The organism is Stenotrophomonas sp. GD03877, assembly GCF_029840555.1.
Taxonomy (GTDB): Bacteria; Pseudomonadota; Gammaproteobacteria; order Xanthomonadales; family Xanthomonadaceae; genus Stenotrophomonas; species Stenotrophomonas geniculata.
In genome coordinates, this window is sequence record NZ_JAOCCT010000009.1 from 95449 (window position 1) to 120050 (window position 24602).

At 67.1% G+C, this 24602-nt stretch carries 25 protein-coding genes and 1 tRNA gene; 11 read left to right on the forward strand and 15 right to left on the reverse strand.

The window, feature by feature from the left end; all coding sequences use genetic code 11:
* Positions 1 to 139: 139 nt before the first annotated feature.
* The 5 genes from N5D20_RS09275 to N5D20_RS09295 form a co-directional block, all read right to left on the reverse strand.
* Positions 140 to 1072 carry an RDD family protein gene (locus N5D20_RS09275; RefSeq protein WP_019338923.1) on the reverse strand — a complete coding sequence of 311 codons (933 nt, stop codon included), beginning with the start codon at positions 1070 to 1072 and terminating at the stop codon, positions 140 to 142.
* Positions 1073 to 1121: 49 nt separating this feature from the next.
* Positions 1122 to 1880 (reverse strand): pilin, encoded by a 759-nt coding sequence (locus tag N5D20_RS09280; RefSeq protein ID WP_197578601.1) that lies wholly within the window; start codon positions 1878 to 1880, stop codon positions 1122 to 1124.
* Positions 1881 to 1919: 39 nt separating this feature from the next.
* Positions 1920 to 2393: a DUF494 family protein gene (locus N5D20_RS09285; protein WP_005411195.1), complete on the reverse strand. Its 474-nt coding sequence runs from the start codon at positions 2391 to 2393 to the stop codon at positions 1920 to 1922.
* Between the two features lie 43 nt (positions 2394 to 2436).
* Positions 2437 to 3564 (reverse strand): DNA-processing protein DprA, encoded by a 1128-nt coding sequence (gene dprA, locus N5D20_RS09290; RefSeq protein WP_197578600.1) that lies wholly within the window; start codon positions 3562 to 3564, stop codon positions 2437 to 2439.
* Between the two features lie 130 nt (positions 3565 to 3694).
* Positions 3695 to 4828 (reverse strand): LysM peptidoglycan-binding domain-containing protein, encoded by a 1134-nt coding sequence (locus tag N5D20_RS09295; RefSeq protein WP_054172585.1) that lies wholly within the window; start codon positions 4826 to 4828, stop codon positions 3695 to 3697.
* A 126-nt stretch (positions 4829 to 4954) separates the two neighbouring features.
* Here N5D20_RS09295 and def point away from each other — a divergent pair, with 126 nt between their 5' ends.
* From def to N5D20_RS09315, 4 genes are all read left to right on the forward strand, one after another.
* Entirely contained in the window at positions 4955 to 5467 is a 513-nt protein-coding gene (gene def / locus N5D20_RS09300; protein WP_010481177.1) for a peptide deformylase, read from the forward strand.
* 120 nt (positions 5468 to 5587) lie between these two features.
* Complete coding sequence (gene fmt / locus N5D20_RS09305) at positions 5588 to 6511, forward strand: methionyl-tRNA formyltransferase (protein ID WP_010481179.1); 924 nt, start codon at positions 5588 to 5590, stop codon at positions 6509 to 6511.
* A gap of 3 nt (positions 6512 to 6514) precedes the next feature.
* Entirely contained in the window at positions 6515 to 7846 is a 1332-nt protein-coding gene (rsmB, locus tag N5D20_RS09310) for a 16S rRNA (cytosine(967)-C(5))-methyltransferase RsmB (protein ID WP_010481181.1), read from the forward strand.
* A 23-nt stretch (positions 7847 to 7869) separates the two neighbouring features.
* A complete protein-coding gene (locus N5D20_RS09315; protein WP_197578599.1) occupies positions 7870 to 9591 on the forward strand; it encodes a glycosyltransferase family 39 protein in 1722 nt (573 codons plus the stop codon).
* 18 nt (positions 9592 to 9609) lie between these two features.
* On the opposite strand, the gene N5D20_RS09320 is transcribed toward N5D20_RS09315, so the two are convergent.
* Together N5D20_RS09320 and N5D20_RS09325 are read right to left on the reverse strand one after the other, a co-directional pair.
* The gene (locus N5D20_RS09320) at positions 9610 to 10731 is read right to left on the reverse strand and encodes a glycosyltransferase family 4 protein (RefSeq protein WP_197578598.1); all 1122 of its coding nucleotides are present in this window, start codon (positions 10729 to 10731) and stop codon (positions 9610 to 9612) included.
* A gap of 43 nt (positions 10732 to 10774) precedes the next feature.
* Positions 10775 to 11593, reverse strand: coding sequence for a glycosyltransferase family 2 protein (locus tag N5D20_RS09325; protein ID WP_197578597.1), 819 nt, complete (start codon positions 11591 to 11593; stop codon positions 10775 to 10777).
* Here N5D20_RS09325 and N5D20_RS09330 point away from each other — a divergent pair.
* Positions 11592 to 12650 carry a CDP-glycerol glycerophosphotransferase family protein gene (locus N5D20_RS09330; protein WP_054172581.1) on the forward strand — a complete coding sequence of 353 codons (1059 nt, stop codon included), beginning with the start codon at positions 11592 to 11594 and terminating at the stop codon, positions 12648 to 12650. The genes N5D20_RS09325 and N5D20_RS09330 overlap by 2 nt on opposite strands.
* 116 nt (positions 12651 to 12766) lie before the next feature.
* On the opposite strand, the gene N5D20_RS09335 is transcribed toward N5D20_RS09330, so the two are convergent.
* The 4 genes from N5D20_RS09335 to N5D20_RS09350 all read right to left on the reverse strand — a co-directional run bounded on the left by N5D20_RS09335 (position 12767) and on the right by N5D20_RS09350 (position 17020).
* A complete protein-coding gene (locus N5D20_RS09335; protein WP_049436893.1) occupies positions 12767 to 14305 on the reverse strand; it encodes a PH domain-containing protein in 1539 nt (512 codons plus the stop codon).
* Positions 14302 to 14802 carry a PH domain-containing protein gene (locus N5D20_RS09340; protein ID WP_043397520.1) on the reverse strand — a complete coding sequence of 167 codons (501 nt, stop codon included), beginning with the start codon at positions 14800 to 14802 and terminating at the stop codon, positions 14302 to 14304. Before N5D20_RS09340 ends, N5D20_RS09335 begins: the two co-directional genes overlap by 4 nt.
* Positions 14803 to 14877: 75 nt before the next feature.
* The gene (gene ribA / locus N5D20_RS09345; protein ID WP_049436894.1) at positions 14878 to 16014 is read right to left on the reverse strand and encodes a GTP cyclohydrolase II RibA; all 1137 of its coding nucleotides are present in this window, start codon (positions 16012 to 16014) and stop codon (positions 14878 to 14880) included.
* Between the two features lie 85 nt (positions 16015 to 16099).
* Positions 16100 to 17020: a lauroyl acyltransferase gene (locus N5D20_RS09350; RefSeq protein WP_053443572.1), complete on the reverse strand. Its 921-nt coding sequence runs from the start codon at positions 17018 to 17020 to the stop codon at positions 16100 to 16102.
* A gap of 61 nt (positions 17021 to 17081) precedes the next feature.
* Here N5D20_RS09350 and dtd point away from each other — a divergent pair, with 61 nt between their 5' ends.
* The 4 genes from dtd to N5D20_RS09370 all read left to right on the forward strand — a co-directional run bounded on the left by dtd (position 17082) and on the right by N5D20_RS09370 (position 20397).
* Positions 17082 to 17522 (forward strand): D-aminoacyl-tRNA deacylase, encoded by a 441-nt coding sequence (gene dtd, locus N5D20_RS09355; RefSeq protein ID WP_049401012.1) that lies wholly within the window; start codon positions 17082 to 17084, stop codon positions 17520 to 17522.
* A 90-nt stretch (positions 17523 to 17612) separates the two neighbouring features.
* Positions 17613 to 19466: an RNA polymerase sigma factor RpoD gene (gene rpoD / locus N5D20_RS09360; protein ID WP_180836365.1), complete on the forward strand. Its 1854-nt coding sequence runs from the start codon at positions 17613 to 17615 to the stop codon at positions 19464 to 19466.
* A 134-nt stretch (positions 19467 to 19600) separates the two neighbouring features.
* Entirely contained in the window at positions 19601 to 20269 is a 669-nt protein-coding gene (locus N5D20_RS09365) for a hypothetical protein (protein ID WP_197578596.1), read from the forward strand.
* Positions 20270 to 20321: 52 nt separating this feature from the next.
* A tRNA-Ile gene (locus tag N5D20_RS09370) sits at positions 20322 to 20397 on the forward strand.
* 120 nt (positions 20398 to 20517) lie between these two features.
* Here N5D20_RS09370 and N5D20_RS09375 read toward each other — a convergent pair.
* The 3 genes from N5D20_RS09375 to N5D20_RS09385 all read right to left on the reverse strand — a co-directional run bounded on the left by N5D20_RS09375 (position 20518) and on the right by N5D20_RS09385 (position 21846).
* Entirely contained in the window at positions 20518 to 21015 is a 498-nt protein-coding gene (locus tag N5D20_RS09375) for a fasciclin domain-containing protein (RefSeq protein WP_230080635.1), read from the reverse strand.
* Between the two features lie 241 nt (positions 21016 to 21256).
* Complete coding sequence (locus tag N5D20_RS09380; protein ID WP_197578595.1) at positions 21257 to 21508, reverse strand: hypothetical protein; 252 nt, start codon at positions 21506 to 21508, stop codon at positions 21257 to 21259.
* 92 nt (positions 21509 to 21600) lie between these two features.
* Positions 21601 to 21846 carry a hypothetical protein gene (locus tag N5D20_RS09385; protein WP_030002866.1) on the reverse strand — a complete coding sequence of 82 codons (246 nt, stop codon included), beginning with the start codon at positions 21844 to 21846 and terminating at the stop codon, positions 21601 to 21603.
* 182 nt (positions 21847 to 22028) lie between these two features.
* On the opposite strand from N5D20_RS09385, the gene N5D20_RS09390 reads away from it, so the two are divergent.
* A complete protein-coding gene (locus tag N5D20_RS09390) occupies positions 22029 to 22460 on the forward strand; it encodes a BLUF domain-containing protein (RefSeq protein ID WP_049436912.1) in 432 nt (143 codons plus the stop codon).
* 104 nt (positions 22461 to 22564) lie between these two features.
* Here the strand turns inward: N5D20_RS09390 and N5D20_RS09395 are convergent, their stop codons facing one another.
* Positions 22565 to 23395 (reverse strand): alpha/beta hydrolase, encoded by an 831-nt coding sequence (locus N5D20_RS09395; protein ID WP_049436913.1) that lies wholly within the window; start codon positions 23393 to 23395, stop codon positions 22565 to 22567.
* A gap of 200 nt (positions 23396 to 23595) precedes the next feature.
* On the opposite strand from N5D20_RS09395, the gene N5D20_RS09400 reads away from it, so the two are divergent.
* The gene (locus tag N5D20_RS09400) at positions 23596 to 24594 is read left to right on the forward strand and encodes a helix-turn-helix domain-containing protein (protein ID WP_197578594.1); all 999 of its coding nucleotides are present in this window, start codon (positions 23596 to 23598) and stop codon (positions 24592 to 24594) included.
* Positions 24595 to 24602: the final 8 nt, after the last annotated feature.

Here is a 24602-nt window from a genome sequence, read left to right on the forward strand (position 1 = left end):
ACGGCCGCATTAGTGAAGCGGCCACGGGCAAATCCATAAACTGAACGCCCGGTAATGTGCCGGGCGTTCAGGTTTCACCTTATTAGAGGAATCACGCCCGGCCAGCCCATGTCAAGCAGCCAGGCGTGAGGATGGCCGTTCATGAGGCCATCTTGGCGATGAAGCCGACCGCGAACACCAGCAGGACCAGGCCCGCCAGCGACAGCAGGCCGGTCAGCACGAGCACCAGCACGGTCACCGTGCCCAGCTCGCGGCGCTGCAGCTGCGGCTGGTCGGTGTAGGCCCAGCGGTCGACCACCAGGGTGTCGCAGATCATGTCGTGCAGGCCCTGCTTGCGCTCGGTGAAGGCCGCCATCAGGAAACCGATGCCGAGGGTGAAGCTGCTCAGCAGCATGGCCCAGTAGCGGCCAAATGCGCGCGCTTTGGTCAGGCGCTCGCCGTTGCCGCGCACGACCTTGATGCCGACCGCCATCTTGCCCAGCGTGGCGCCGCCCTGCGAGGCGTGGAACCAGGTGTAGTAGGCCATGCCGATGCAGAGGTTGATCAGGGCACTGGCCAGCTGCGCCACGATCTCGATGGCCGATTCGCCACTGCCCACCGCGCCCATGCTGGCGCCGAGGATCGCACCGAGGATGGCACCGATGATGCTGCCGGGGATGACCAGCACGAAGTAGTCGATCATGTAGGCCGCCACGCGCTTCCAGAAGCCCGCGTAGACCACTTCACCGCCAACCACCGGCTGTGCGTGGCCACCGCCGCCGGCGGCGGCTGGAGCGCTGTATGGCGAGCTGCTGAGTGCGCCGGTGCCGGGCAGCGGGGCGCTGCCGTTGTCGATGGCGGCATAGTCACCACGCAGGTCGAAGCCGCCGCTGCTGGTGGCCGTGCTGGCATCGGCCAGCGTCTGCAGGCCGAGCTCGTCGACCACCTGGCGCAGTGCAGCCCACTGGGCCATGCCCTCGCGCCAGACCAGGGTGTCCAGGTTGAGCTGGCCACGCTGGAAGCGCTGGCGGATCTCCTGGACCGGCAGCGGGCCCTGGCGTTGCTGTCCTTCGGCGTAGTACCACTCAGTCATTGCATGTTCCCTGTTGAATCATCCTTGGAGGTGCTGGCGTGCGCGTGGCTCAGCCGCGGCACGACGGCGGCAGGTACTTGTCGTTGCTTTCGCCACTGCATTCCCAGCGGCCGCTGTCGCGATCGTATTCCAGCCACAGCAGGTCGCCATCGAGGCTCTTGCCGGGCAGCGCCAGGGTGGCTTCGATGCCACAGTGGCCATTGTTGAAGCGACCGATGTTCACCGCCGACAGCCCTGCATGGGCGAAGTCACCCGGGGCCGGGAAGCCGGCGTCGTTGGCACCGGGGCAACGGCCTTCGTCATCGGCGAAATGCTGCACCTTGTCCTTCAACGGCTGCAGTGCGGTCACTGCGCCGGCGACCTTGGCGCGCACGGTGTAGTCGTTGTAGGCAGGCAGCGCGATGGCGGCCAGGATGGCCACGATCGGTACCAGCACCAGCAGCAGGCCGCCGCCGATGATGGCGGTCAGGGCGCAACCGGAGAGCTTCTTCTTCGGCGCCGGCAGGGCGGTGGCCGATGCACTGGTGGCGTAGGGGGTGGACGGCGGCAGTACCGGCGGCTGCGGCGGAGGCGGTGCCACCGGTTCCGGTTCGGGCTCGGGTTCCACGGGTGGCGTGGCAGCGTCCAGCGCCGGCACGATCAGGCCGAGTTCGTCGACCACGGTGCGCAACGGCTGCCATTGCGGCAGGCCGTCGCGCCAGACCAGGGTGTCCAGGGAGATCTGGTTGTTGCGGAACAACTCGACCAACTGTTCCGCCGGCAGCGGACCCTGCTGCCGGTTGCCTTCTGCATGGAACCACTCGCTCACGGGGACGCTCCTGAATGCGCTATGCCCCCAAGTGTACGGTCAGTGCAGGGGTTCTGGCTCGTCCATGAACATCTGCGTCTCCATCCAGGCATACGCCGCCTCGGAGCCGGGCTGGTTGAACAGCACCATCAGTACGACCCATTTCAGGTCGTCCAGGTCCAGTTCGTCCTGGTCCAGGGCCATCGCCCGGTCCAGCACCAGCTCGCGCTGGTCGGCGTCGAGGATGCCGTGCTGTTCCAGGTACAGCAGGAAACCACGGCATTCCACGTCCAGCTTGTCCAGCTCGGGGCCGTGGTAGACGCGCACGGGGCCATCGACCCGCGCCTGGGCCACGCTCGGCCGCTGCGCGGCCAGGGCATCGAGCCAGTCGAATGCCTTGTTGATCTCGGTTGGGCTGAAACCGGCCTGGATCAGGCCGTTCTGGAGCGAATCGCGGTCACGGATCAGGTCCGCATCTTCGCTGAAATAGTGTTCAAACAGGTACAGCAGTACGTCCAGGATGCTCTCTTTCATTGCCCCTCGGCCTGCGTCGCGCGACGCTGTGGAGGTGAAGAAACTAGGGAGTTCGACAGTAGCGGCCGTGTACGCACACCACGATTCCCGCCAGTTCCATGGCCAGCAGCATGGAGGACACCTGGGGCGCCGTCAATCCACAGCGCGTGATCAGTGAATCCATACCGCTTGGGTTGTGGTCCAGGGCCCGCCACAAGCACTGGTAGTCAGGGTCGTCGGCCCAGCGCGCCGGCAGGAGTACCGGCGGTGCCTGTTCAGTGGGGGTGGCCAACCGTGATTGCAAGCCCGGCAGCTGCTGGCGGAGGGCGGGGGCCAGCAGTTCCAGGACCTCCTCCGGGCACTCGACCAGTGCAGCACCCTCACGGATCAGCCGATGGCAGCCCGCCGCGCGTGGATTGAGCACCGAGCCGGGCAGGGCGCAGACCTCGCGGCCGGCCTCGGCAGCCAGGCGTGCGGTGATCAGGGCGCCGGAGCGCTGGGCGGCCTCGACCACCACCGTCGCCAGTGCCAGCCCGGCCACCAGCCGGTTGCGGGCGGGAAAGTGGCCGGGGCGTGCCGGCGTGCCCGGCAGGTACTCGCTGAGCACCGCGCCTTCGGTAGCGATCCGGGCCTGCAGGCGGGCGTGGCTGTCCGGGTAGGCCCGGTCCGGGCCGGTGCCGATGACCGCCACGGTGCAACCACCGGCGTCGAGTGTCGCCTGGTGGGCGGCGGCGTCGATGCCCGCCGCCAGGCCGCTGGTCACCGTCAGTCCGGCTTCGACGAAACAGCCGGCAAAGCGGGCTGCCAGCGCGCGTCCGCCCGGCGTTGGCGAGCGGCTGCCGACCAGCGCCACCGACGGGCGCCAGGCCAGGCTGGGGTCACCGGCGATGAACAGCGCTAGGGGTGGGTTGGGGACATCCAGCAGGGCCGGGGGGAATGCTGGATCGGTGAAGGCCAGCAGGTGCTGGTTGTCGTCTTCCAGCCAGCGCCGTGCCACGGCCGAGGCCCGGGCGTCCGGGCGTTCCAGTGTGGCGCACTGCTCTGGCGTGCAGCCGTGCGCGCGCCAGTTCGCGGCGCCCTGCGCGATCGCGATTTCCGCATTGCCTGCGGCCTCCAGCAGGGCCCGCCGTGGTGCCAGCGCGCCGCCTGCCATCAACAGGCGCAGCAGCGCCTCGTCAGTTGGGTTGGTCATCCCCCCACTATCGAGCGCATACAACAAAGGCGCCCTAGGGCGCCTTCGCATGTGGCTGTCAGACTTTGCCGGAGGTGCCTGCCCGCCAGAGGCCGGCACTACACGCAGTGGCCGGGCCGCCTGGCGATGGTTACTTCGCGTCCGGGTGCAGTGCGTTGAACCCCACGCGTACCGGCTTCACGCCCTGCATCACCAGCGCGTAGCTGACGTTGTCGAAGGTACGGAACACCATGGCGTGCGCGGCGTATTCGTCCGGCAGCGAGACCCGGCCTGCGCCGGTGCTGAGCGAATCGTCCATGCGCGACGATGTCGGGTACTTCATGCGGTGCGCCACGTGGCGGCCTGGGCGCCACAGCGAGAACACGGTGCCGTTGTCCACGCCCTGCGCGCGGCCTGCCGAGATCGCGATCACATCGCGCGGGCCGGCGGCGGTGAACATGTCGGTGACGGCCAGCACGCGCACGTCGACGCCTTCCACACCGGCGGCCGGGACATGGGGGATGAACTGCAGGTCGTACGGCTTGGCCTCGACCGGGACCAGGCGGTCGCCGGCACGCACCTCGCGGCCGCCCTCGTTCTTGTCCAGCACCAGGGTGGACGCCTCGACCTTGCCGCCGGCGACATGGGTGATGGTGCCGGTGGCGACCTGGGCCAGCTCATAGCCGAGCACGCCGCGGCGGTGGTTGGGGGCGCTGTAGGCCCGCCACAGGTTGCCGCTGCCCGGGGTGACGTCGCCGTTGGCGGTCAGGTCCTCGGTCGGCTTGGGCTGGGCGTAGCGCACGGTCGGGCGGACCACGGCCCAGCGCTGCCCCAGCTGGGCGTCGGCCAGGCGCACGTACACCGCGCTGCCGCTGGTGACGCGCAGGCGTTCTTCCTCCAGGCCGGCCACGTAGGGTAGCTGCTCGATGCTGTCGACCACGCTCAGCTGCTTCAGGAACGGCTCGACCTGGGCCAGCGGAATGGCATCGATCGGGGCTTCCTGGCGCGGGCCGGGCTTGGCAGCGACGGTCACCCGGTCCAGATAGGCCAGGCTGAGCACGTCACCGGGATAGATCAGGTGCGGATTGGCGATCTGCGGATTGGCCTGCCAGATCTCCGGCCACAGCCACGGCTTCTGCAGGAAACGTGCGGCGATATCCCACAACGTATCCCCTTTTCGGACCACATAGGTGTCCGGGTGCCCGCCATTCACTTCCACGGCGGTAGCATAGGCAGCCACGGTCAGCATCGCCGCGGCGACGACCGTACGAAAACGAAGCAACATAGGTGTGAAGCCCTGATTCCCCAACAGGTTCGCGCACTATAGTCCAGAAACCGGGGCGCAAGGCAAGCGTTGGAGCTAGAATCTGCGACGTATGCCGGCGTGCCGGCCCCCTATCCGGAAACAGCCATGGCCCTTCTCCCCATTCTCGAGTTCCCCGATCCGCGCCTGCGTACCAAGGCTGCGTTGATCGAAGCCGCCGAAGTCACCACGCCGGCCTTCCAGGAACTGATCGACAACATGTTCCTGACCATGTACGACGCCCCGGGCATCGGCCTGGCCGCCACCCAGGTGGACGTGCACAAGCGCTTCATGGTCATCGACGTCAGCGAAGAAAAGAATGAACCGCATGTGTTCATCAACCCGGAAATCGTCGCCAAGGACGGGGGCCGGGTGTACCAGGAAGGCTGCCTGTCGGTTCCGGGCATCTTCGCTGACGTCACCCGTGCCGATACCATCACCGTGAAGTACCTGGACCGCAACGGCCAGGAACAGCAGATGGAAGCCGGCGAAGTGCTGGCCACCTGCATCCAGCATGAGATGGATCACCTGGACGGCAAGCTGTTCATCGACTATCTGTCGCCGCTCAAGCGCGAGATGGTGCGCAAGAAGCTGGCCAAGCAGCGCAAGCACGTGGCGTGATCGCCAATCCGGGCCACCCTTCGGGTGGCCCGCGCCTGCGCGGCACGCGCGGGCTGTACGGCGCCGGCCGACGGCGCCGTTTTCTTTCCTGCACGAATCCATCCTGCAAGTGGGGTAGCCATGAGGATTGTCTTTGCCGGTACGCCGGAATTCGCGGTGTCATCGCTGCGCGCGGCTGCGCGCCATCATGAGGTCGTGGCCGTCTACACCCAGCCTGATCGTCCGGCCGGCCGTGGCCGTGGCCTGGCGCCGTCTCCGGTCAAGCTGGAAGCCGTGGCCCGTGGCATTCCGGTCTACCAGCCGGAGTCGCTGAAGGACGCGGCCGCCCAGCAGCAGCTGCGCGACCTGCAGCCGGATCTGATGGTGGTAGTGGCCTATGGCCTGATCCTGCCCAAGGCGGTGCTGGCCATTCCGACCCACGGCTGCTGGAACGTGCATGCCTCGCTGCTGCCGCGCTGGCGCGGTGCCGCGCCGATCCAGCGCGCGATCCAGGCCGGCGACGCCAAGACCGGCGTCTGCCTGATGCAGATGGAGGCCGGCCTGGACACCGGCCCGGTGCTGCTGCACCAGGAACTGCCGATCGCGGCCACCGATACCGGTGGCCAGCTGCATGACAAGCTGGCCGAGCTGGGCGCACAGGTGCTGTCCGATGGCCTGGGCCTGCTGCGTGCCGGCATCAAGCCGATCGCGCGGCCGCAGCCGGAGCAGGGCGTGACCTACGCGCACAAGCTGGACAAGGCCGAAGCGAAGCTGGATTGGGCGCAGGACGCCGGCGCGCTGGCGCGTACCGTGCGCGCGTTCAATCCGTGGCCGATCGCCGAGGCGACGCTGGCCGGTGAACGCGTGCGCATCCATGGTGCGGTGGCGTTGGAGGCGGACCACGGCCAGGCACCGGGCACCGTACTGGCCGCCAGCCGCGATGGCATCGACATCGCCTGTGGCCAGGGCGCGCTGCGCCTGCGAGTGCTGCAGCGGGAAGGTGGCAAGGCGATTACTGCGGCCGACTACCTCAACGCCCGCCGCGATCTGCGCGTGGGGGCATAAGCGGTGTCGAAGCAGAACGATTTCTCCGTCGCCAAGGCGGCGCCGGGCGCGGCCACGCGCATGCTGGCCGCACGTGTGCTGGCACAGGTGTTCACCCGTGGCCGTTCGCTGAAGGCCGAGCTGGCCTGGGCGCTGCCGAAGCTGGCCGACAGCCGCGACCGCGCGCTGCTGGAAGCCCTGTGTTTTGCCGTCCTGCGTCGTCGCAGCACCTATGACGCGGCGCTGCAGTCTTGGATGCAGAAGCCGCTGTCGGCGCGTGATGCCGACCTGCGCACGCTGCTGATGGTCGGGTTCGCCCAGCTGGACGTGCTCGAGCTGCCGGCGCACGCGGCGCTGTCGGCCACGGTCGATGCCGCGCGTGCACTGGGCCGTGAGCGCCAGGCAGGCCTGGTCAATGCGATCCTGCGCCGCGCGCAGCGCGAAGGTTTCCCGGAACAGCCCGCGCGCGATGCCTTCCCGGAATGGCTGGCCGATGCGGTGGAACGCGATTGGCCGGCGCAGGCCGACGCGATCTTCAGCGCCAGCCTGCAACCGGCGCCACTGTGGTTGCGCGCCAACCGCCAGCAGGGCGGCCGTGACAAGGCACTGGCAGCGCTGGCCGAAGCCGGCATCGCCGCGGAAGCCAGTCCGCTCAGCGCCGACGCGTTGCGGCTGGCCTCTCCGGTTGCCGTGAATCAGCTGCCCGGCTTCGCCGAGGGCGCGATCTCGGTGCAGGACCTGTCGGCGCAGTGTGCGGCCGATGCGCTGGCCCCGGTGGCCGGTGCCCGCGTGCTGGACGCCTGCGCGGCACCCGGCGGCAAGTCGGCGCACCTGCTGGAACGCGACCCCAGCCTGCGCCTGCTGGCGCTGGATATCGACGCGCGCCGTCTGGCCCGCGCACGCGATACCTACACCCGCACCGGCGTGGGCGAACATGCGCAGACCCTGGCTGCCGATGCCAGTGATCCCGGTGCCTGGTGGGATGGCGTGCCGTTCGACGCGATCCTGCTGGATGCGCCGTGCTCGGCGACTGGCGTGATCCGCCGCCAGCCGGATGTGATGTTCCACCGTCGCGCTGAAGACATCGATGCACTGGTCGGCGTGCAGGCGCGCCTGCTGGAAGCCTGCTGGTCGATGCTGCGCCCGGGCGGCGTGCTGCTGTATGCCACCTGTTCGATCCTGCGCGCCGAGAACATCGATCAGGTGCGCGCGTTCCTGAAGTGGCATCCGGATGCCGTGGCGCAGCCATTGGGCGACGCGTTCGGCGTCGATTGCGAAGGGGTGGCACGCCAGCGGCTGCCGGGTGAAAACGATGCTGACGGTTTCTTCTACGCGCGTCTGTTAAAAGCAGCCTGACCCCCGCTGCCGTTTCGAGTCCCATGCTGAAAACCCACGCGTCGCGCCAGACGTGGTTGTTGGTGGTGATGGCCCTGCTGGTGCTGGGGGCCGGCCTGGGCCTGCGTGATCCGTGGCCATCGGATGAGCCACGTTTCGCGCTGGTGGCCAAGCAGATGGTCGACAGCGGTTACTGGTTGTTCCCGCATCGCGGCCCCGAACTGTATTCGGACAAGCCGCCGATGCTGATGTGGTGGCAGGCCGCGCTGTACAGCCTGGTCGGCCACTGGCGGGTGGCGTTCCTGCTGCCCTCGCTGCTGGCCGCGCTGGGCACGCTGTGGTGCGTGGTCGATCTCGGCCGCCGCCTGTGGACGCGGCAGGTGGGGCTGTACGCGGGTTGGGCACTGCTGTTCGCGCTGCACTTCACCTTCCAGGCGAAGAAGGCGCAGATCGATCCGCTGGTGGTGCTGTTCATCACCCTGGCCAACTACGGCCTGCTGCGCCATCTGCTGCTGGGCCCGGCCTGGCGATGGTGGTGGATGGGCTGGTTCTTCGCCGGCATCGGGGTGATCACCAAGGGCGTAGGCGTGCTGGCGCTGATGATGATCGTGCCGGCCGCAGTCGCATCCATGCTGCATTGGCCGCGGGTGAGCCTGCACGTGCGTGACCTGCGCTTCTGGCTGGCACCGCTGGCCTTCCTGCTGGCGGTGTCGTTGTGGCTGGCGCCGATGCTGCTGGCCGGCCTGGCCACCGGCTCGGAGCCGTACCGCGCCTACATGGACGACATCCTGTTCCGGCAGACCGCACGGCGCTATACGCAGTCCTGGGACCATCACCAGCCGTGGTGGTACTTCCTGGCGATCATGCCGTCGATGTGGATCCCCGCGTTCCTGCTGCTGCCGTGGGCGCTTCCGGCCTGGTTCCGGCGGCTGCGCCGGCGCGATGCGCGCTACCTGCTGCCGTTGGCCTGGTGGCTGCTGGTCGTGCTGTTCTTCTCTATCCCGCACGGCAAGCGCGACGTCTACATCCTGCCGGCATTGCCGATGTTCTGCCTGGCGTTGGCGCCGTTGCTGCCGGGGCTGCTGAGGCGGTGCGATGTGCAGCGTGTGCTGGGCGCATTCACCGCGTTGCTGGCACTGGCGCTGGGCCTGGTCGGTGCGCTGGCGCTGCTGGGTGATCCGGATTTCGAAGTGCGTCTTACCCATGGCCGCGGGTTGCTTCCCGGTGCCACCGATGCGCTGGCCTGGACGGCGCTGGCGATGGCGGTCTGGTCGGCCTTGAGCCTGTGGGTGTGCGGGCGCCGGCGTCGGCACGTTGCCCTGGTCGCTACTCTGGCCGGGGTCTGGGTGCTGTACAGCCTGGTCGGTTATCCGGTGTTGAACGATTCCAGCTCGGCCCGTGGCCTGATGCGCGAGGTCAGCGCACGCATCGGCCCGCAGGCCGAGCTGGGACTGGTGGCATGGAAAGAGCAGAACCTGCTGATGGCCGATCGTCCTGCGGCCACCTTTGGATTCGAAGCGCGTTGGCATCAACAGCTGCAGGCAGCCGTGCGCTGGCAGCGGCTGGTTCCGCAGCACCGCTGGCTGCTGGTGAACGAAGATGCGATGCAGGCCTGCATTGATCGTGCGCAGGCCGAAATGGCGGGCATTTCCAATCGTCGCCGCTGGTGGCTGGTGCCTGCCGACGCGGTCGCCGGCACCTGCCGGCCGTCGGCGGCGGAACTCGAGCACGAGCGCCGCCTGCAGGGGCCCGGCATCACCGATTGAGCGTTCGGGCAACCTGGCTCAGGGGCTGGCCAGGGCGGCGTGGTAGCTGGCCAGCGTGGCGTCGGCGAATGTCTGCAGGCCGAACTCCCGCTGTGCATGGCGGCGTGCTGCCCGGCCATGTTCCGGCAGCGCATCGCGCTGTGCGTACAGCGCCTGCACCTGTGCGGCGATGGCGTCGATGTCGCGGGTGGCAACGACCCAGCCATCGACACCTTGTTCGATGTTTTCCGGCAGGCCCGCGTAATCGCTGACCAGCATCGGCTTGGCGCTGGCCATCATCTCGCGGCAGGCGAAGGAGATCGTCTCGACGTCATGGGACAGCACGAAGCCAGCATCGCCGGCCGCGATCAGTACGCGGGTATCGGCCAGCAGGCCGGTGAAGTGCACCTGCGCGGCCACCTCGCCCAGCGCCTGCACCTGTTCGCGCTGCTGCGCGGTGGGCAGGTGGCCGGCCACGGCCATGTGCACGTGCGGGCGTACCGCATCGGGCAGCCGCGCGATGGCCTGGGCCAGGTCGATCCAGCCCTTGTAATCGTCGGTGCCGGCATTGCTGACCAGCACCAGCGCCTGTGGATCCCGCGTCCATTGCTGGCGCAGCGCGCTGCCGGTGCCGGCCGGCTGTGGCGAGTAGCGCTCCAGGTCCACGCCGTTGCGGACCACGTCGATCGGGCAGCGACGGTATGGGCCCTGTTCCAGCAGGCGCTTGGTGTCGGCCGAGACCGCGATCAGCCGATCGGTGGCCCAGCGTGCGCGCAGCGCATTGCCGAAGGTGTCGGTGGGTTTGCTGTTGTGCTTGGTCAGCACGATCGGCGGGCGGCGCATGCCAAGCAGCCCCTGCATCACGAAGCGGTGGTCGCGCGCACCGTTGACGTGGATCAGGTCGATGCCTTCATCGCGCACCAGCCTGCGCAGCGCACGCTGTTCGGCCAGCTGCCGGGGCAGCGTTGGCAGGCCGCTGCCGAACGCAATCGGCAGTGTGCGGGCAATGCCCTCATCGGCCATGGTCCGCAGCAGGCGGCTGTCGGCCGGCGCGGCGACATGGAGCGTGTGCTGGCCGTGCAACGCACGCGCCAACGAGACGATGTACGTGGTGTGGCCGCCACCGTCGCCGTAGTGGAAGTTGGTGTACAGGATTTTCATGGGGGGTCTTCAGGCAACGCCCGCGCAGTGTGACACAGCGTGGTCACGGCCGGTCCGCGGAAGGCGCCGGGTCGGCCACCGCCTGTCCATTGCCCAGCATCCACAGCATGATGGTCTTCTGCCGCACGTAGTTGGCGCGTACGTAGGCATACACCAGGCCATGCCAGCCATCGCGGAAGCCGCCACGGAACAGGAAGCCGCGCCAGAACCGCCAGGCCGGCGCCAGTACCAGCTTGCCCAGGGTGGCCCGCTTGCCGCGTGCGAACTCGTGCTCGGCCATCATCCGTGCGTACTTCTCGGTCTTGGCCAGCTGTTGCTGCAATGACCGGTACGGGTAGTGGATCAGGTCGCCGCGCAGCGTACCGACGCTGCCGTCGACGCTGGCCGCCTCATGGATCTCGCGCTTGCCGCGCCAGCCGCCCTGGCGGCGGTCGAACAGCCGCATCACCCGGTCCGGGTAGGCATTGCCGTGGCGCAGGAACTTCCCGAAATATTCCGAGAGGCGGGCGAAACGGTAGCCGGCGTGGCCGCTGAAACCGCCGTCGCGGGCCTGCTCGATGGCCGTACGCAACTCGGGGCTGATGCGTTCGTCGGCGTCCAGGCACAGCACCCAGTCGTGGCTGGCCTGCTCGACGCAGAACGCCTTCTGGCTGCGGAAACCCTCGAACCGGCGCTGCAGCACGCGGGCACCGGCAGCCTCGGCGATGGCCACGGTGGCATCGGTGGACTGCGAGTCGACCACCACGATCTCATCGCAGAAGGCCAGCGAGGCCAGGCAGTCGCCGATGCGCCCGGCCTCGTTGAACGCGATAATGCACGCCGAGATGCGAGGCCGTTCGATGGGAGCGGTCGTGGAGGACATGATGGCCGGGTACCTGTTGTTTGCGACGGAGCGCTATGCGCTGCCTATTCTCGCCCCGTTGGCGCAGGCCTTGCACGCGTCCGGGCAGGAGGTGGCCGCCTGGTTCGAGGGCGGAGCGGCCGGCAGCAGCCTGCCGGGGGTGCCCAACGTGGGCCTGAAGCAGGCCCTGGCGATGCGCCCGCGTGCGGTGTTCAGCGCCGCCAACTGGGTGCCGACCTTCCTTTCCGGGGCCAAGGTGCAGCTGTTTCATGGCTTCAACGTGGAGAAGCGTGACAGTGCCCGCGGCCACTTCAGGGTGCGCGGCATGTTCGACCTGTACTGCACACAGGGGCCGGCCACCACTGCGCCGTTCCGCGAGATCGCTGCCCTGCAGGGCCATTTCGCGGTGGCAGAGACCGGCTGGCCGAAGCTGGACCCGCTGTTCCGCGATGACGGTGGCGAGAGCGCCGCGTTGCGTGCTCCGGCCGGCGAGCGCCCGGTGATCCTGTTCGGCTCGACCTTCACTGAACGGTTGAGCGCGGCCCCGCACCTGCACGCGCAGATCGCCGCCGATATCGCTGCTGGTGATCACTACTGGCTGCTGACCCTGCACCCGAAGTGCCCGCCGGAACTGTTCGAACGCTACCGCGCGCTGGCCGGTGCCAATGCCCGCTTCATCGAGCCCGAGCAGGTGATGGCCGCGCAGCGCGCCGCCGATGTGCTGGTATCGGATACCTCGTCGATCGTTTCGGAGTTCATTGTCCAGCACAAGCCAGTGGTGACTTTCCGCAACCGCGTGCCCAAGCCGCACATGATCGACTTCGATGATCCTGCGCAGCTGCAGGCGATGCTGCAGCGCGCGCTGCACCCGGACGCGGCGCTGCAGGCGGAAATCGTGCGCTACGCCGATGCCATCCACCCGTACCGCGATGGCCTGTCCAGCGAGCGCGTGATCGCGGCCACCGAGGATTTCCTGTCCGGCGAAATGGGCGCGCTGCGGCGCAAGCCGTTCGGCAGCTGGATGCGCGACCTGCAGATCCGCAAGGACCTGGGCTATTGGGGCCCCTCGCAGCGGTAACCGGGGGGGTGATGTAGCGCCGGGCCCATGCTCGGCTGCGGCAAGCCGAGCGTGGGCTCGGCTCTACAGTAGATCCACGCCATGCGTGGATGCGCGGCCGGGATCCGGCCCCGCCGTCACCAGCGCAGCTTGCGCCGCGCGAGTGCTGCGGCCAGCTGCTCCATCACCTGCTGCGCCTGTGCCTGCGGCAGATGGTGCAGGGTCAGCGCCACATCGCCATGCGCGCCGGCGGTATCCAGCTGCAGGCTGCTGGTGCCCAGCAGCCTGTCCAGCGGCGAGCGCTGCAGGCGCAGGCCCTGCACCTTGTCCAGCTCGGCCCAGCGCCACCAGCGCTTCCACCAGCCGCCGCGCACCGCCACATAGTGCTCGTCCAGGTACCAGCCCATGCGCGCCATCTGCCGGTGCGCGACCAGCAGCGCCACCGGCAGCCACGCCAGCACCAGCAGGCCCCATGGGCCCCAGCGCCAGTACGCGGCCGCAGCCAGCAGCGGCACCAGCAGCAGCGCGCCCAGGCACAGCCGCCACCAGCCGCGCTGCGGAATGGACTGCCACTGCGCCGGTGGCCACTGCAACTGTGGCAGCAGGTGCTGCACCAGCTGCTCGCAACGCGTACTTGACGCCAGCGGTGCAAGTTCGCGCAGGGCGCGGTCCTCATCGCGCGCAGGGCCACCGGCGGCGCTGTCGATGCGCAGCTGGCGCAGCCCGAACCAGCGCTGCACCGTACCTTCGCGCAGCGTCCAGGCCTGGATGCGCCGGCGCGCCACGCTGCTGCGGGTGCGGCTGAGCAGGCCAGCCGAAACGGTCAGGCGGCGATCCTGCTCGCTGAGGGTGAAGCCGTGGTAGCGCAGCAGCGTCAGCACCACCGACAACACGCGCAGCGCCAGCCAGCCCAGCAACAGAGCCGCAGCCAGCAGCAGGAACGCGCCGGCCACGCCGGGGTGCAGGTGGCTGGCGTAGCCGAAGGCCTCGCGGCCACCGCGCTGGAGGGCATCGTCCATCACCGGCCGCGGCACGGTCTGGAACAGAACACCGAACGCGGCGATCGCCAGCGCCCAGCCACGGTTGGAGAGCAGGCCCATGCGCACCACGTCCCAGCTCGACAGGCGCAGCAGTACCTGTTCGGTGTCGGCCTCGGTGATCGAGGGGGCGGCGACAACGTCGGCGGCCTGCGGTGCCTGCCCACGCTGGCGCACCAGTCGTTCCAGTGCCAGCGCCTGGTCCAGCTTCAGTACCCGCATTTCGGCTTCCGGACGCACGCCGCCGGCCGATTCCAGGCGCAGCTCGGCCACGCCGAACAGCCGGTGCAACGGATTCTGCCGCACTTCCACGTTGTGGATGCGGGCGAACGGGATCTCGCGGCGGTTGCGCGCCAGCAGACCGCTGCGCACGGTAATTGCATCACTGCCAATACGGTAGCGGTAGCTGAGGTACTGCAGCACAGACACCAGTACCAGTGCGGCAATTGCCGTCAGCGGAATCAGCTGCGCCCACATCGGGTCGCGGTCACCCCGCTGGCCGAACACCAGCAGCGCGACCAGCGGCAGGAAGTAATGGCGCAGCTGCATCAACAGTACGAACAACCATGACCACGGATGCAGGCGGTGGTCCTCGCCACCGGTGGGCAGCGCTGCAGGCAGAGGTGGTGGCAGGCTCACAGGGCGTCGGCGTCCTGGTCGAGCTGATGGGACAGGGTGTCGCGCAGGCGCTCGGCATCCGCCTCGTCCAGGCCGCTGACGGTCACCGCGCTCATGCGGGTGCCGGCCGTGTGCACGATCAACGTGGCCAGCCCGGCGCGGCGTTCCAGTGGCCCGCGGCGCAGGTCCAGGTGCTGCACGCGCGACAGGGGAATGCGCGTTTCCAGCTGCCACATCAGGTCTCGCCGCAGGCCCAGGCCCTGTGCGTCCAGCCGCCAACGGGTGCGGACCAGGCGGCGGTGGCCGAGCCACGCACCACATGCAGCCCCCACCAGCAGCCCAAGGGCTGCGACCCACACGCCACCGGGCAGATCGAAGAACCACCATGCAGCGGCCAGTGGGAGGCCCGGCACAAACAGGCCACCGAAGGCACCTTCCAGTGCGGCCAGCCGCGAGGCGCGGCGCGGCAGCGACTGCCAGGCATCGGTGGGCGGAGCAGTAAGGGGAACGTCGGTCACGCGGGCTCCGTCAGGTGGCAGGGCGGGCGGTGGCGGCCGTGGCCGCACCGCGCAGACGGTAGCAGGTCGGCTGCGTTACTGGGCAGCCTGGATCAGCGCGTCCACATCCAGCAGGTGGCCGGCACGATCGGCCTTGGTGCGCAGGTAGTGTTCGTTCTCGGCGGTGATCTCGCCGGTGACCGGAATGCAGTCCAGCACTTCGATGCCGGCATTGCGCAGGCGCTGCGCCTTGGTCGGGTTGTTGCTGAGCAGGGCCACGCGCGAAATGCCCAGGCCACGCAGCATGGCCACCGCGCTGCCGTAGCGGCGCTCGTCGGCACCGAAGCCGAGCTGTGCGTCGGCGTCGATGGTGTCCAGGCCGTCGTGCTGGTAGCCGTAGGCGCGCATCTTGGCGGCGATGCCGGTGCCGCGGCCTTCCTGGTCCAGGTACAGCAGCACGCCGCCGCCCAGTTCCTTCAGCTTGCGCAGGCCGCGCCGCAGCTGGTCGCCGCAGTCGCACTTGAGCGAGCCGAACAGGTCACCGGTCAGGCACGAGGAGTGCACGCGCACCGGTACCACCGCCGACAGGTCCGGTTCGCCGACGATGATCGCGACCTGGTCACGCTGGGCGACGCCGCCACGGAACACCGCGAAGGTGGTCATGCCGACATCGCGCAACGGCACCGGTGAACGCGCCACCAGTTCGTAATCATGCGCGGCATGTGCTGCGCCTTCGGCGAGGTCGCACAGGGCCACCTCGGCCGCGCCATCGAAGGTGCGGTCTTCGGCGTCCAGGCGCACCGCCACCATGGCCGGCAGCAACAGGCCAAGGCGGGCCAGTTCCACGGCGCCTGCGTCGAAGGCGTCACCGGCACTCCAGCCGTCCGGCATCGGGCCCGGTTCGCGCAGATAGCCCAGCGAGGGCAGGGCGTCGAAGGCAACACCGGCCAGCGGCAGGCGCGCACCCTGCGGGGCCTCCACGCCAAGCACGCGGGCGCGGGTGGCGGTCAGGAACAGGTAATGCCGCTCGTGGGCGGCATTGGCGAAGGCAGCGAAGCTGCTGGCCGTGGCGCTGTCCAGCGCGATCACCGCCAGGCGCTGGCCCTGGCCATCGTGGAGCAGCACCGGGCGACCGGCACGCAGTTCGGAAACCGCGCGCTCGCAGCGGATCGCGGCCGGATCGCCGAACAGGGAAGAAGCAGCAGGCATGGCAGGACCGGGGGAGGCGGACATCGCAGTCTCTATGGGGGCGCCGGCGTCGTATTCAACGTGGTGCGGCCGCCGGTCGCAGGGGCCGGTGGCCTGAGTGGAGCGGCCGTCAATGCGGGTGTTCCTCGGTCGCGTAGGGGTCTTCCTCGCCACTGCCCGATGGCCGCAGCGTATAGCGCTTGTAGGTCCACTGGTACTGCGCAGGGTCGCGGCGGGCGATGCGCTCGATGCCTGCATTGAGCGCGGTGGCGGCCACCTGCGGGTCCGGGTCGGCCACGGCGGGGTCGGTCGGTTCGATGTGCAGGGCGAACTCCATGTCCGGCCCGATGCGCTCGCACCAGCCATACAGCACGGTGGCGCCGGTACGCTCGGCCAGCCGGTTGACCAGGGTCATGGTCAGCGCCTGCACGCCGAAGAACGGCACGAACACCCCATCGCCGGCCTTGGGCTGCTGGTCGGGCAGGATGCCGGTGGCACCGCCGTCCTTGAGCACCTTGAACAGCTGGCGCACGGCCGGGCCTTCGGCACGCACCTGCTGTACGTTCTGGCCGCCCCGCACCAGCTGCAGGAAGGCATCGCTGGCCTCGTCCTCCGGTGGCTTGTAGACGATGGCGATCTGCCCGCGCGAGGCCAGCCACTGGTTCAGCAGCTCCCAGTTGCCGAAGTGCGGCGCCGCCACGATCACGCCCTTGCCGCTGGCCAACGCCGCGTCGTACAGGGCCTCGCCGTGGCGCTGCTTCAGGTGCAGGCGCAGGTTGTCGGCCGGCGCCTGGCTCCACAGGCGCAGGGTTTCGATGGCCTGCAGGGCGGTGGAGCGCAGCAGCTCCCGGTGCAGGCGGTCGCGCGCGGCGCCCTCCAGGTCCGGGTAGGCCAGCTCCAGGTTGCGCCGGGTGACGCGGCTCTCACGGGCGTTGAGACTGATCCAGGTCCAGGACAGGGCACGGGCGATTCCCCGCAGCAGTGGCCAGGGCAGGCGGGCGAACAGGGTGGTGGCGCGGTAGACCAGCCGGGCTTTGCGTTGCGGATTCATCGGCGCCAGTTTAGCCAAGGGCGCTGCTATCGTGGCCGGCCGTGTTCATTAGGAGCCCACGATGCTCGTCCTGATCCAGCGTGTCAGCCAGGCTGCCGTCCACGTCGATGATGAAGCGGTCGGCCAGATCGGCCCGGGCCTGCTGGCGCTGGTGGGCATGGAACCGGGCGACACCGAGGCCCAGCTGCGGCGCATGGCCGAGCGCCTGCTGGGCTACCGGGTGTTCGCCGACGAGGCCGGGAAGATGAACCGGTCGCTGCGCGACACCGGCGGCGGCCTGCTGCTGGTCAGCCAGTTCACCCTGGCGGCCGACACCCGATCGGGCATGCGGCCCAGCTTCACCAGCGCCGCGCCGCCGGACGAGGCTGAACGCGGGTTCAATCGATTTGTCGAGATCTGTCGTGAAAATCACGCGCCAGGGGTGGAAACGGGCCGATTTGGTGCCCATATGGTCGTCAGCCTGGTCAATGACGGTCCTGTGACCTTCCTTCTCAGGCCCTAGGCCGCCGGGACCACCGCCCGGCAGGCCGGGCCCCGGGCTGGTATAATGCTACGTTCCCTATTTCTCCCTAGCCGGTGGCGCGAGCACTACATGGCCAACGAACGTCCTGCCCAATCCGAAATCAAGCAACTGATCAGCAAGGGCCTGGAACAGGGCTACCTGACCTACGCCGAAGTCAATGACCATCTGCCGGACGACATGGTCGACCCGGAACAGATCGAAGACATCATCGGCATGATCAACGGCATGGGCATCGATGTCCATGAAGTTGCGCCGGATGTGGAAACCCTGCTTCTCAACGACGGCAACACCGGTAACCGCGAAGTCGATGACACCGCGGCCGAAGAAGCCGCCGCTGCACTGAGCGCGCTCGACACCGAAGGTGGCCGTACCACCGACCCGGTGCGCATGTACATGCGCGAAATGGGCACCGTCGAGCTGCTGACCCGCGAAGGCGAAATCGCCATCGCCAAGCGCATCGAGGAAGGCCTTTCGCAGGTCCAGGCCGCCCTGGGCCAGTTCCCGGTCTCGGTCGAGTCGCTGCTGACCGACTACGAAGCCCACAAGGAAGGCAAGAAGCGCCTGGCCGAAGTGATCGTCGGCTTCAACGACCTGACGGACGAAGCCCCGGCGCCGGCCGCAGCTGCCACTGATGACAGCGACGATGCCGACGCCGAAGGCGACGAGGACGAGGACGATGATGTCGAGGGTGGCGACGAAGAAGCCGCACCGACCGGTCCGGACCCGGAGGAGGTCGCTGCGCGCATGCAGGCGCTGAGCGATGCCTTCAATGCTTTCAAGAAGGCCGCGACCAAGGGCGACAAGAAGAACCTGCCGCGCCTGCGCGAAGAGATGTCGGCGGTGTTCGTCACCCTGAAGCTGCCGCTGCCGCTGACCGACGTGCTGACCAAGCAGCTGCGCGACACCATGGCGTCGATCAAGGCCCATGAGCGCCGCGTGCTGAACCTGGCCACCGTCACTGCACGCATGCCGCGCAAGGACTTCATCCGTTCCTGGGAAGGCAACCAGACCAACCTGGAGTGGGTGGAAGACGCACTGAAGCGCAAGCAGAAGTGGTCGTCGGCCCTGCGCGAAGTGAAGGACCAGATCATCGCCGAACAGCAGGCGACGATCGACATCGAGAAGCTGACCCAGCTGGACCTGGAAGAGCTGAAGGAAATCAGCCGTGCCATGGCCTACGGTGAAGCCAAGGCGCGCAAGGCCAAGAAGGAAATGGTCGAGGCCAACCTGCGCCTGGTGATCTCGATCGCCAAGAAGTACACCAACCGCGGCCTGCAGTTCCTCGACCTGATCCAGGAAGGCAACATCGGCCTGATGAAGGCCGTGGACAAGTTCGAGTACCGCCGCGGTTACAAGTTCTCGACCTACGCCACCTGGTGGATCCGCCAGGCGATCACCCGCTCGATTGCCGACCAGGCGCGCACCATCCGTATTCCGGTGCACATGATCGAGACGATCAACAAGTTGAATCGCATTTCCCGCCAGATGCTCCAGCAGTACGGCCGCGAGGCTACGCCGGAGGAGTTGGCCAAGGAAATGGACATGCCGGAAGACAAGATCCGCAAGGTGATGAAGATCGCCAAGGAGCCGATCTCGATGGAAACCCCGATCGGCGACGACGAGGATTCCCATCTGGGCGACTTCATCGAGGACACCAACGTGGAGTCCCCGATCGAGAACACCACCAACATCAATCTGTCTGAAACCGTGCGCGACGTGCTGGCCGGCCTCACCCCGAGGGAAGCCAAGGTGCTGCGCATGCGCTTCGGCATCGACATGAACACCGACCACACGCTGGAAGAGGTCGGCAAGCAGTTCGACGTGACCCGCGAGCGCATCCGCCAGATCGAAGCGAAGGCCCTGCGCAAGCTGCGTCACCCGAGCCGCTCGGAGCAGCTGCGCAGCTTCCTGGATATCGATTGACCGGTATCCGCTGCATATGAAGCACCCGACAGACCCCGCGCAAGCGGGGTCTGTTTTTTTGCCTGTGGACGTCCGCGTTGCGTACGACGGGATAGGATGCATGTCCTGTTTTTGTACTGGTCAATGGAATGCCGATGAAACTGCCGATCCTGCTGCTCTCGCTGTCACCGCTGGTTGCCTGGGCGGATACTCCACAACCACCGGCATGCAATGCCGAGAGTTTCTTCAGCAGCCAGTTCGACTATGCCGTGGGTCGCGTGGTCGACGCCGGGCAGGTGCTGCTGCTGGGCGAGGCAGAAGGCTGCCTGGACGAGGAACGGGAGGGGTGCCGCAGTGGCGAGGAGATGGAACCGGGCACCGGCCTGGTGATCGGTGACCGCTGGAACAGCTACTACTGCGTGAAAGCACGTCCGCCGAGCAAGGAAGTGGTGGGCTGGGCGCCGGAGTCGCGCGTGATGAAAACGAGCAACTACTACGAGACCAACCTGACCAGCTGGGTCGCCCATTGGGAACGCAGTGACGGAAATGCCATCGACATCGCAGCCAAGGGGGACGCATTCGAGCTGAGCACGCAGGAGGGCGGCGAGGGGGCCGCACCGCGGTTCCTGGGGCGCGCTGCACCGGAGGAGGACGAAGACGTGCTGCATCTGCGCCAGGGTGACTGCACGACACGTGTACTGCTGCGCGGCGCCGACCTGGTGGTGGCTGACAACGGACAGTGTGGCGAGCGCGAGCGCCGCCTGCGCGGTGAGTACCACGACCGCGCGCCGTTGGATCGGTTGATGCAGCGCCTGGGGCAGTAGTGGCGCGCAGTGGAAACCCTTTGCCGGCCTCACTACACTGTGAGGCTGCGCCGGGCCTATAGCTCAACGGTTAGAGCAGGGGACTCATAATCCCTTGGTTCCAGGTTCGAATCCTGGTGGGCCCACCATCGCGGTCGACAATCCTGTTCGCAGGCACTCATAGCCGGTGCCTGGCCATGTCACCGATTGTCCTGACGGCGGCAGCCGCCATGCGGCTGCCGCGCATGTGGACGTCGTGCTACATGCAACTACTTCGGCATCAACACGGTGTCGATCACGTGGATCACGCCATTGGACTGGCCGACATCGGCAATGCTGATTCCCGCCTTGCCGCCCTTGGTATCGATGACCCACAGCTTGCCATCGTGCAGAGCGACGGTGAGGGGTTCACCTTCAACGGTCTTCAGCATGGCCTTGCCGCCGTGCTTCCTGGCATCGGCCATCAGCTGCGCGGAACTGTAGTTGCCCGGTACCACGTGATAGGTCAGGATTTTGGTCAGTTGTGCCTTGTTTTCAGGCTTCACCAGCGTATCGACGGTACCTGCGGGCAGCTTGCTGAAAGCTGCATTGGTGGGCGCGAAAACGGTGAAGGGGCCGGCTCCATTGAGAGTATCGACCAGGCCCGCCGCCTTGACCGCAGCGACCAAGGTCGTGTGGTCCTTGGAGTTGATGGCGTTCTGGACGATGGTCCTGGTGGGATACATCTCCGCTCCGCCGACCATCACGGTACTGGCGGCGAAGCTCATTGAAGTGGCTGAGACGAGTACGGCGAAGCTTACTGTGGCGGCTATCCGCTGAAGAGCTTTCACGGCGCGTTCCTCTGTGGGATGCCCGCAAGGCGCGGGCATCTCACATACGCGCTGGCGCGGCCGTTGGATGCAGGTGGATGCGCCCGGGGGCTTCCTGGCCTGGAGCGGCGATGCGTTGTAAAAGCCGAGTGAACGTCTGCTTCTGCCGGTTCGCTACGCAGTACGAGCCCGGTGCCCTTCAGCGGCGCGGATGGCGGATGTCTGATGGGCAGATCGAAAGGCGCGCGTTGCTGATGGCCTGGCGGACACCACAGGTGCGGCATGAGAGGACGGTTCCACCGGCGACGTGTTCCATCTCATGCTCGCGCCAGATGCTCGTGGATCCGCACGCGATGCAGGTGGCGACGATCTGCAGTGCGCGGGCCAGCGCGCCCTCCTCTCCAGCCGTGTAGGTGAGATCGGTGATCTGAAAAATGCCGGTATGACTCATGGGAATGCCGGGATGGTGCCTGTTGACGAACGATAGAGCCAACCAGGTATCGGTCGTGTCGGTGCCGCGTTGATGGATGGTTGAAGTGCAGGCTATTCGTCGTTGCGTCGATTGAGCTCTTCAAGCCGTGCGCGACTGACTGACTGGTGATTGCCGCAGGTTGGGCAGCTGAGCGCCGCCGCACCGTCGAGATCAACAAGGCCATGGTTGGGAATGGCCCTGAACTGCCAGGAGCACTTGATGCAGGAGCAATCGATTCGGGTGACCTGCAGCAGGGTGCCGTCTGCCCGCGTCACTCCCTCGACGCTGATTACGTAGAACTGTCCGATGTCACGCATGAAGATGAACGAGAACCCTGACTTTCCTGGGGCCGCCCATCATGCTGCTTTGCCGGTCGCATGGCACGAAGGGCGCTCGATCGAATTCTGAAGAGTTAAGAATGCACGTCCCGACCTGCACGTGGCGCCGGTGCTAGAGTGCCGGCAGGTGCCTACCCGGCACATATTTCAAGGCAGAATCCATGCCCCTTCGGGCTGTTGTCTACGCAAGTCAGGTTGCCGCGGATCTTTCCGCGGAGCGTTTGGAGTCGCTCGCTGCGGACGCCGCCAGGTTCAACAGGATGGCCGGGGTTACAGGTGTCCTGCTGCACGACGGTGATCGCTTCGTCCAGTACTTCGAAGGACCTGAAGACGGCGTTGCGAGTGTCTACGAGCGTGTGATGCAGTCGACGAGTCACACCGACATTGTTGAGCTGGCGCGAGGTCGCGTGTCTTCGCGGCAGTTTCCCTGTTGGGCGATGCATCGCCTGCCGGCAGATCAACTGCTGGTGGGGAAACTGGCGAGGGCGGATTGGTCGCGCTTCAAGAAGAGCGGGCCAGACGACATCGCCGGGTCGATGTGGGGGATCGACGTGCTGGCCGTTGCATTAGCACCCTATGTTGAAGCTGCGTAGGGGCTGACCTGGTTCCAGAGATGGGAGGGCTGGTGTGTGTGTGGCAGCCGCTCTTGCCATCCCCGTCCGGGAAGTGCCGGAAGCACTTCCCGGATCCTTCACGATCAGCTTTCCAGGAACGCCAGCAGGTCGGCGTTGATCCGGTCGGCGTGCGTAGTCGGAATGCCGTGCGGCGCACCTTCGTAGGTGATCAGCGTGCCGTTCTTTACCAGCTTCGCGGAAAGGACACCCGAGTCGGCATACGGCACCACCTGGTCGTCATCGCCATGGATCACCAGCACAGGGATGGAGATGCCCTTCAGGTCTTCGGTGAAGTCGGTCTGGGAGAACGCAACGATGCCATCGTAGTGCGCCTTGGCCGAACCCTGCATGCCCTGCCGCCACCAGTTCCAGATGACCGCATCTGAAGGCTGCGCGCCGGGCCGGTTGTAGCCGTAGAAGGGACCTGCGGGCACGTCGTGGTAGAACTGCGCGCGGTTGGCCGACAGCTGCGCCTGGAAATCGTCGAAGACCTCCTTGGGCGTGCCCTGCGGGTTTGCCGCGGTCTTGACCATCAGCGGCGGCACCGAGCTGATCAGCACCGCTTTGGACACGTTCTTCTCGCCGTGGCGAGCGATGTAGCGGACCACCTGTCCACCGCCGGTGGAATGGCCCACGTGCATCGCGCCGTGGGTACCCAGGTGCTCGACCACCGCCGCAACATCGTCCGCGTAGTGATCCATATCGTGGCCGTCCCACACCTGGCTGGAGCGACCATGCCCGCGGCGGTCGTGGGCAACCACGCGATATCCCTTGTTGACGAAGAACAGCATCTGCGCGTCCCAGTCGTCGGCGCTGAGGGGCCAGCCATGATGAAAATGAATGACCTTGGCGTCGCGCGGGCCCCAATCCTTGTAGAAGATTTCGACGCCGTCTTTCGTAGTAACCGTAGCCATTTCCGGGTTCCTCGCAGTTGGGGTTGGGGGCGTCCTGCCTACCGGCAACCTTGCATCGGTGCAGGAGGAAGGACGCTGTCAGTGTGTGTTGCAGAAGTGGCCCCAGGGCGGCATTTCCTTCTATCCTGAGGCGGCCATCACTCCGTCCGAATCCATTCTAGGAAGCGCTGCATCAATTGAAATTGGCGGAGGTGACATTCATGGGTATCGAAACTGACAAGCGGGTCGAAGTGGCCCTGCTGATCTATCCGGATTGCCAGATGGCGGCGATCCATGGCCTGACGGATCTGTTCCGGATTGCAAATGAGTGGGCGGCGTATCCCCACGAAGATGACCGGCGGTGTTCCCTGCGGGTAACGCATTGGCAGCTGGACCCGGTGTCGGCGCAAATGGAATGTTGCTGGGACAGCGATCCAGGCGAGGTGAACGCCCCCGCGTTCGTGATCTCGCCGCCCAGCGTCGCGATGCCCGAGCGGATGTCGGCGATGCCGCGTGAGGCGCAGTGGCTCAAGGAACTCCATGCCGGTGGCGCAATCATGTGCTCGGTCTGCGCAGGGGCGTTCGTGCTCGCCCAGACCGGCCTGCTTGCGCGACGGCGGGTTACCACCCACTGGGCCTTTGCAGGGCTGCTCGCCAGCGCGTATCCGGATGTCCAGGTGACGACCGAGAATGTCGTCATCGATGACGGTGACGTCATTACCTCCGGGGCGATTCTCGCGTGGAATGATCTCGGCCTGCTGATCGTCGATCGCGTCATGGGCCCCAGTGTCATGCTGGCCACGGCCCGCTTCATGCTCAGTGACGGCATCCGGCAGGACCAGCGTCCCTTGCAGGGATTCCTGCCCCGGCTCGATCACGATGATGCCGCCATCCTGGCGACCCAGCATCTGATCCTTGCAGAACCTGGGCTGCGCCACACCGTGGCCGGGCTTGCCCAACGTGCCCATTTGACCGAACGAACATTCATCCGGCGCTTCCAGAGGGCCACGGAACGCAATCCCGCCGACTACATCCGTCAGGCCAGGATGGCCAAGGCCAAGGATGCGCTGCAGCTCGGCGATCTTCCCATCGCACAGGTGGCCTCGCGCCTGGGTTATGACGACGCGGCTTCATTCCGCAAGGCATTCCAGAGCATTGTCGGCATGTCGCCGTCCGCGTATCGCGATCACTTCCGGATCAGGCGGGGCGGGCAACGCTGAGCCACGCC

Coding starts and splice junctions, on each gene's coding strand:
- N5D20_RS09320 (WP_197578598.1), bottom strand. CDS start 10,731: ATGAAAATCCTGTACACCAACTTCCACTACGGCGACGGTGGCGGCCAC.
- N5D20_RS09390 (WP_049436912.1), top strand. CDS start 22,029: ATGCCCCTTCGGGCTGTTGTCTACGCAAGTCAGGTTGCCGCGGATCTT.
- dprA (WP_197578600.1), bottom strand. CDS start 3,564: ATGACCAACCCAACTGACGAGGCGCTGCTGCGCCTGTTGATGGCAGGC.
- N5D20_RS09285 (WP_005411195.1), bottom strand. CDS start 2,393: ATGAAAGAGAGCATCCTGGACGTACTGCTGTACCTGTTTGAACACTAT.
- N5D20_RS09325 (WP_197578597.1), bottom strand. CDS start 11,593: ATGTCCTCCACGACCGCTCCCATCGAACGGCCTCGCATCTCGGCGTGC.
- N5D20_RS09380 (WP_197578595.1), bottom strand. CDS start 21,508: ATGAGTCATACCGGCATTTTTCAGATCACCGATCTCACCTACACGGCT.
- N5D20_RS09275 (WP_019338923.1), bottom strand. CDS start 1,072: ATGACTGAGTGGTACTACGCCGAAGGACAGCAACGCCAGGGCCCGCTG.
- N5D20_RS09330 (WP_054172581.1), top strand. CDS start 11,592: ATGATGGCCGGGTACCTGTTGTTTGCGACGGAGCGCTATGCGCTGCCT.
- N5D20_RS09315 (WP_197578599.1), top strand. CDS start 7,870: ATGCTGAAAACCCACGCGTCGCGCCAGACGTGGTTGTTGGTGGTGATG.
- N5D20_RS09400 (WP_197578594.1), top strand. CDS start 23,596: ATGGGTATCGAAACTGACAAGCGGGTCGAAGTGGCCCTGCTGATCTAT.
- def (WP_010481177.1), top strand. CDS start 4,955: ATGGCCCTTCTCCCCATTCTCGAGTTCCCCGATCCGCGCCTGCGTACC.
- dtd (WP_049401012.1), top strand. CDS start 17,082: ATGCTCGTCCTGATCCAGCGTGTCAGCCAGGCTGCCGTCCACGTCGAT.
- N5D20_RS09350 (WP_053443572.1), bottom strand. CDS start 17,020: ATGAATCCGCAACGCAAAGCCCGGCTGGTCTACCGCGCCACCACCCTG.
- N5D20_RS09385 (WP_030002866.1), bottom strand. CDS start 21,846: ATGCGTGACATCGGACAGTTCTACGTAATCAGCGTCGAGGGAGTGACG.
- N5D20_RS09365 (WP_197578596.1), top strand. CDS start 19,601: ATGAAACTGCCGATCCTGCTGCTCTCGCTGTCACCGCTGGTTGCCTGG.
- N5D20_RS09295 (WP_054172585.1), bottom strand. CDS start 4,828: ATGTTGCTTCGTTTTCGTACGGTCGTCGCCGCGGCGATGCTGACCGTG.
- N5D20_RS09395 (WP_049436913.1), bottom strand. CDS start 23,395: ATGGCTACGGTTACTACGAAAGACGGCGTCGAAATCTTCTACAAGGAT.
- ribA (WP_049436894.1), bottom strand. CDS start 16,014: ATGTCCGCCTCCCCCGGTCCTGCCATGCCTGCTGCTTCTTCCCTGTTC.
- fmt (WP_010481179.1), top strand. CDS start 5,588: ATGAGGATTGTCTTTGCCGGTACGCCGGAATTCGCGGTGTCATCGCTG.
- rpoD (WP_180836365.1), top strand. CDS start 17,613: ATGGCCAACGAACGTCCTGCCCAATCCGAAATCAAGCAACTGATCAGC.
- N5D20_RS09375 (WP_230080635.1), bottom strand. CDS start 21,015: ATGAGCTTCGCCGCCAGTACCGTGATGGTCGGCGGAGCGGAGATGTAT.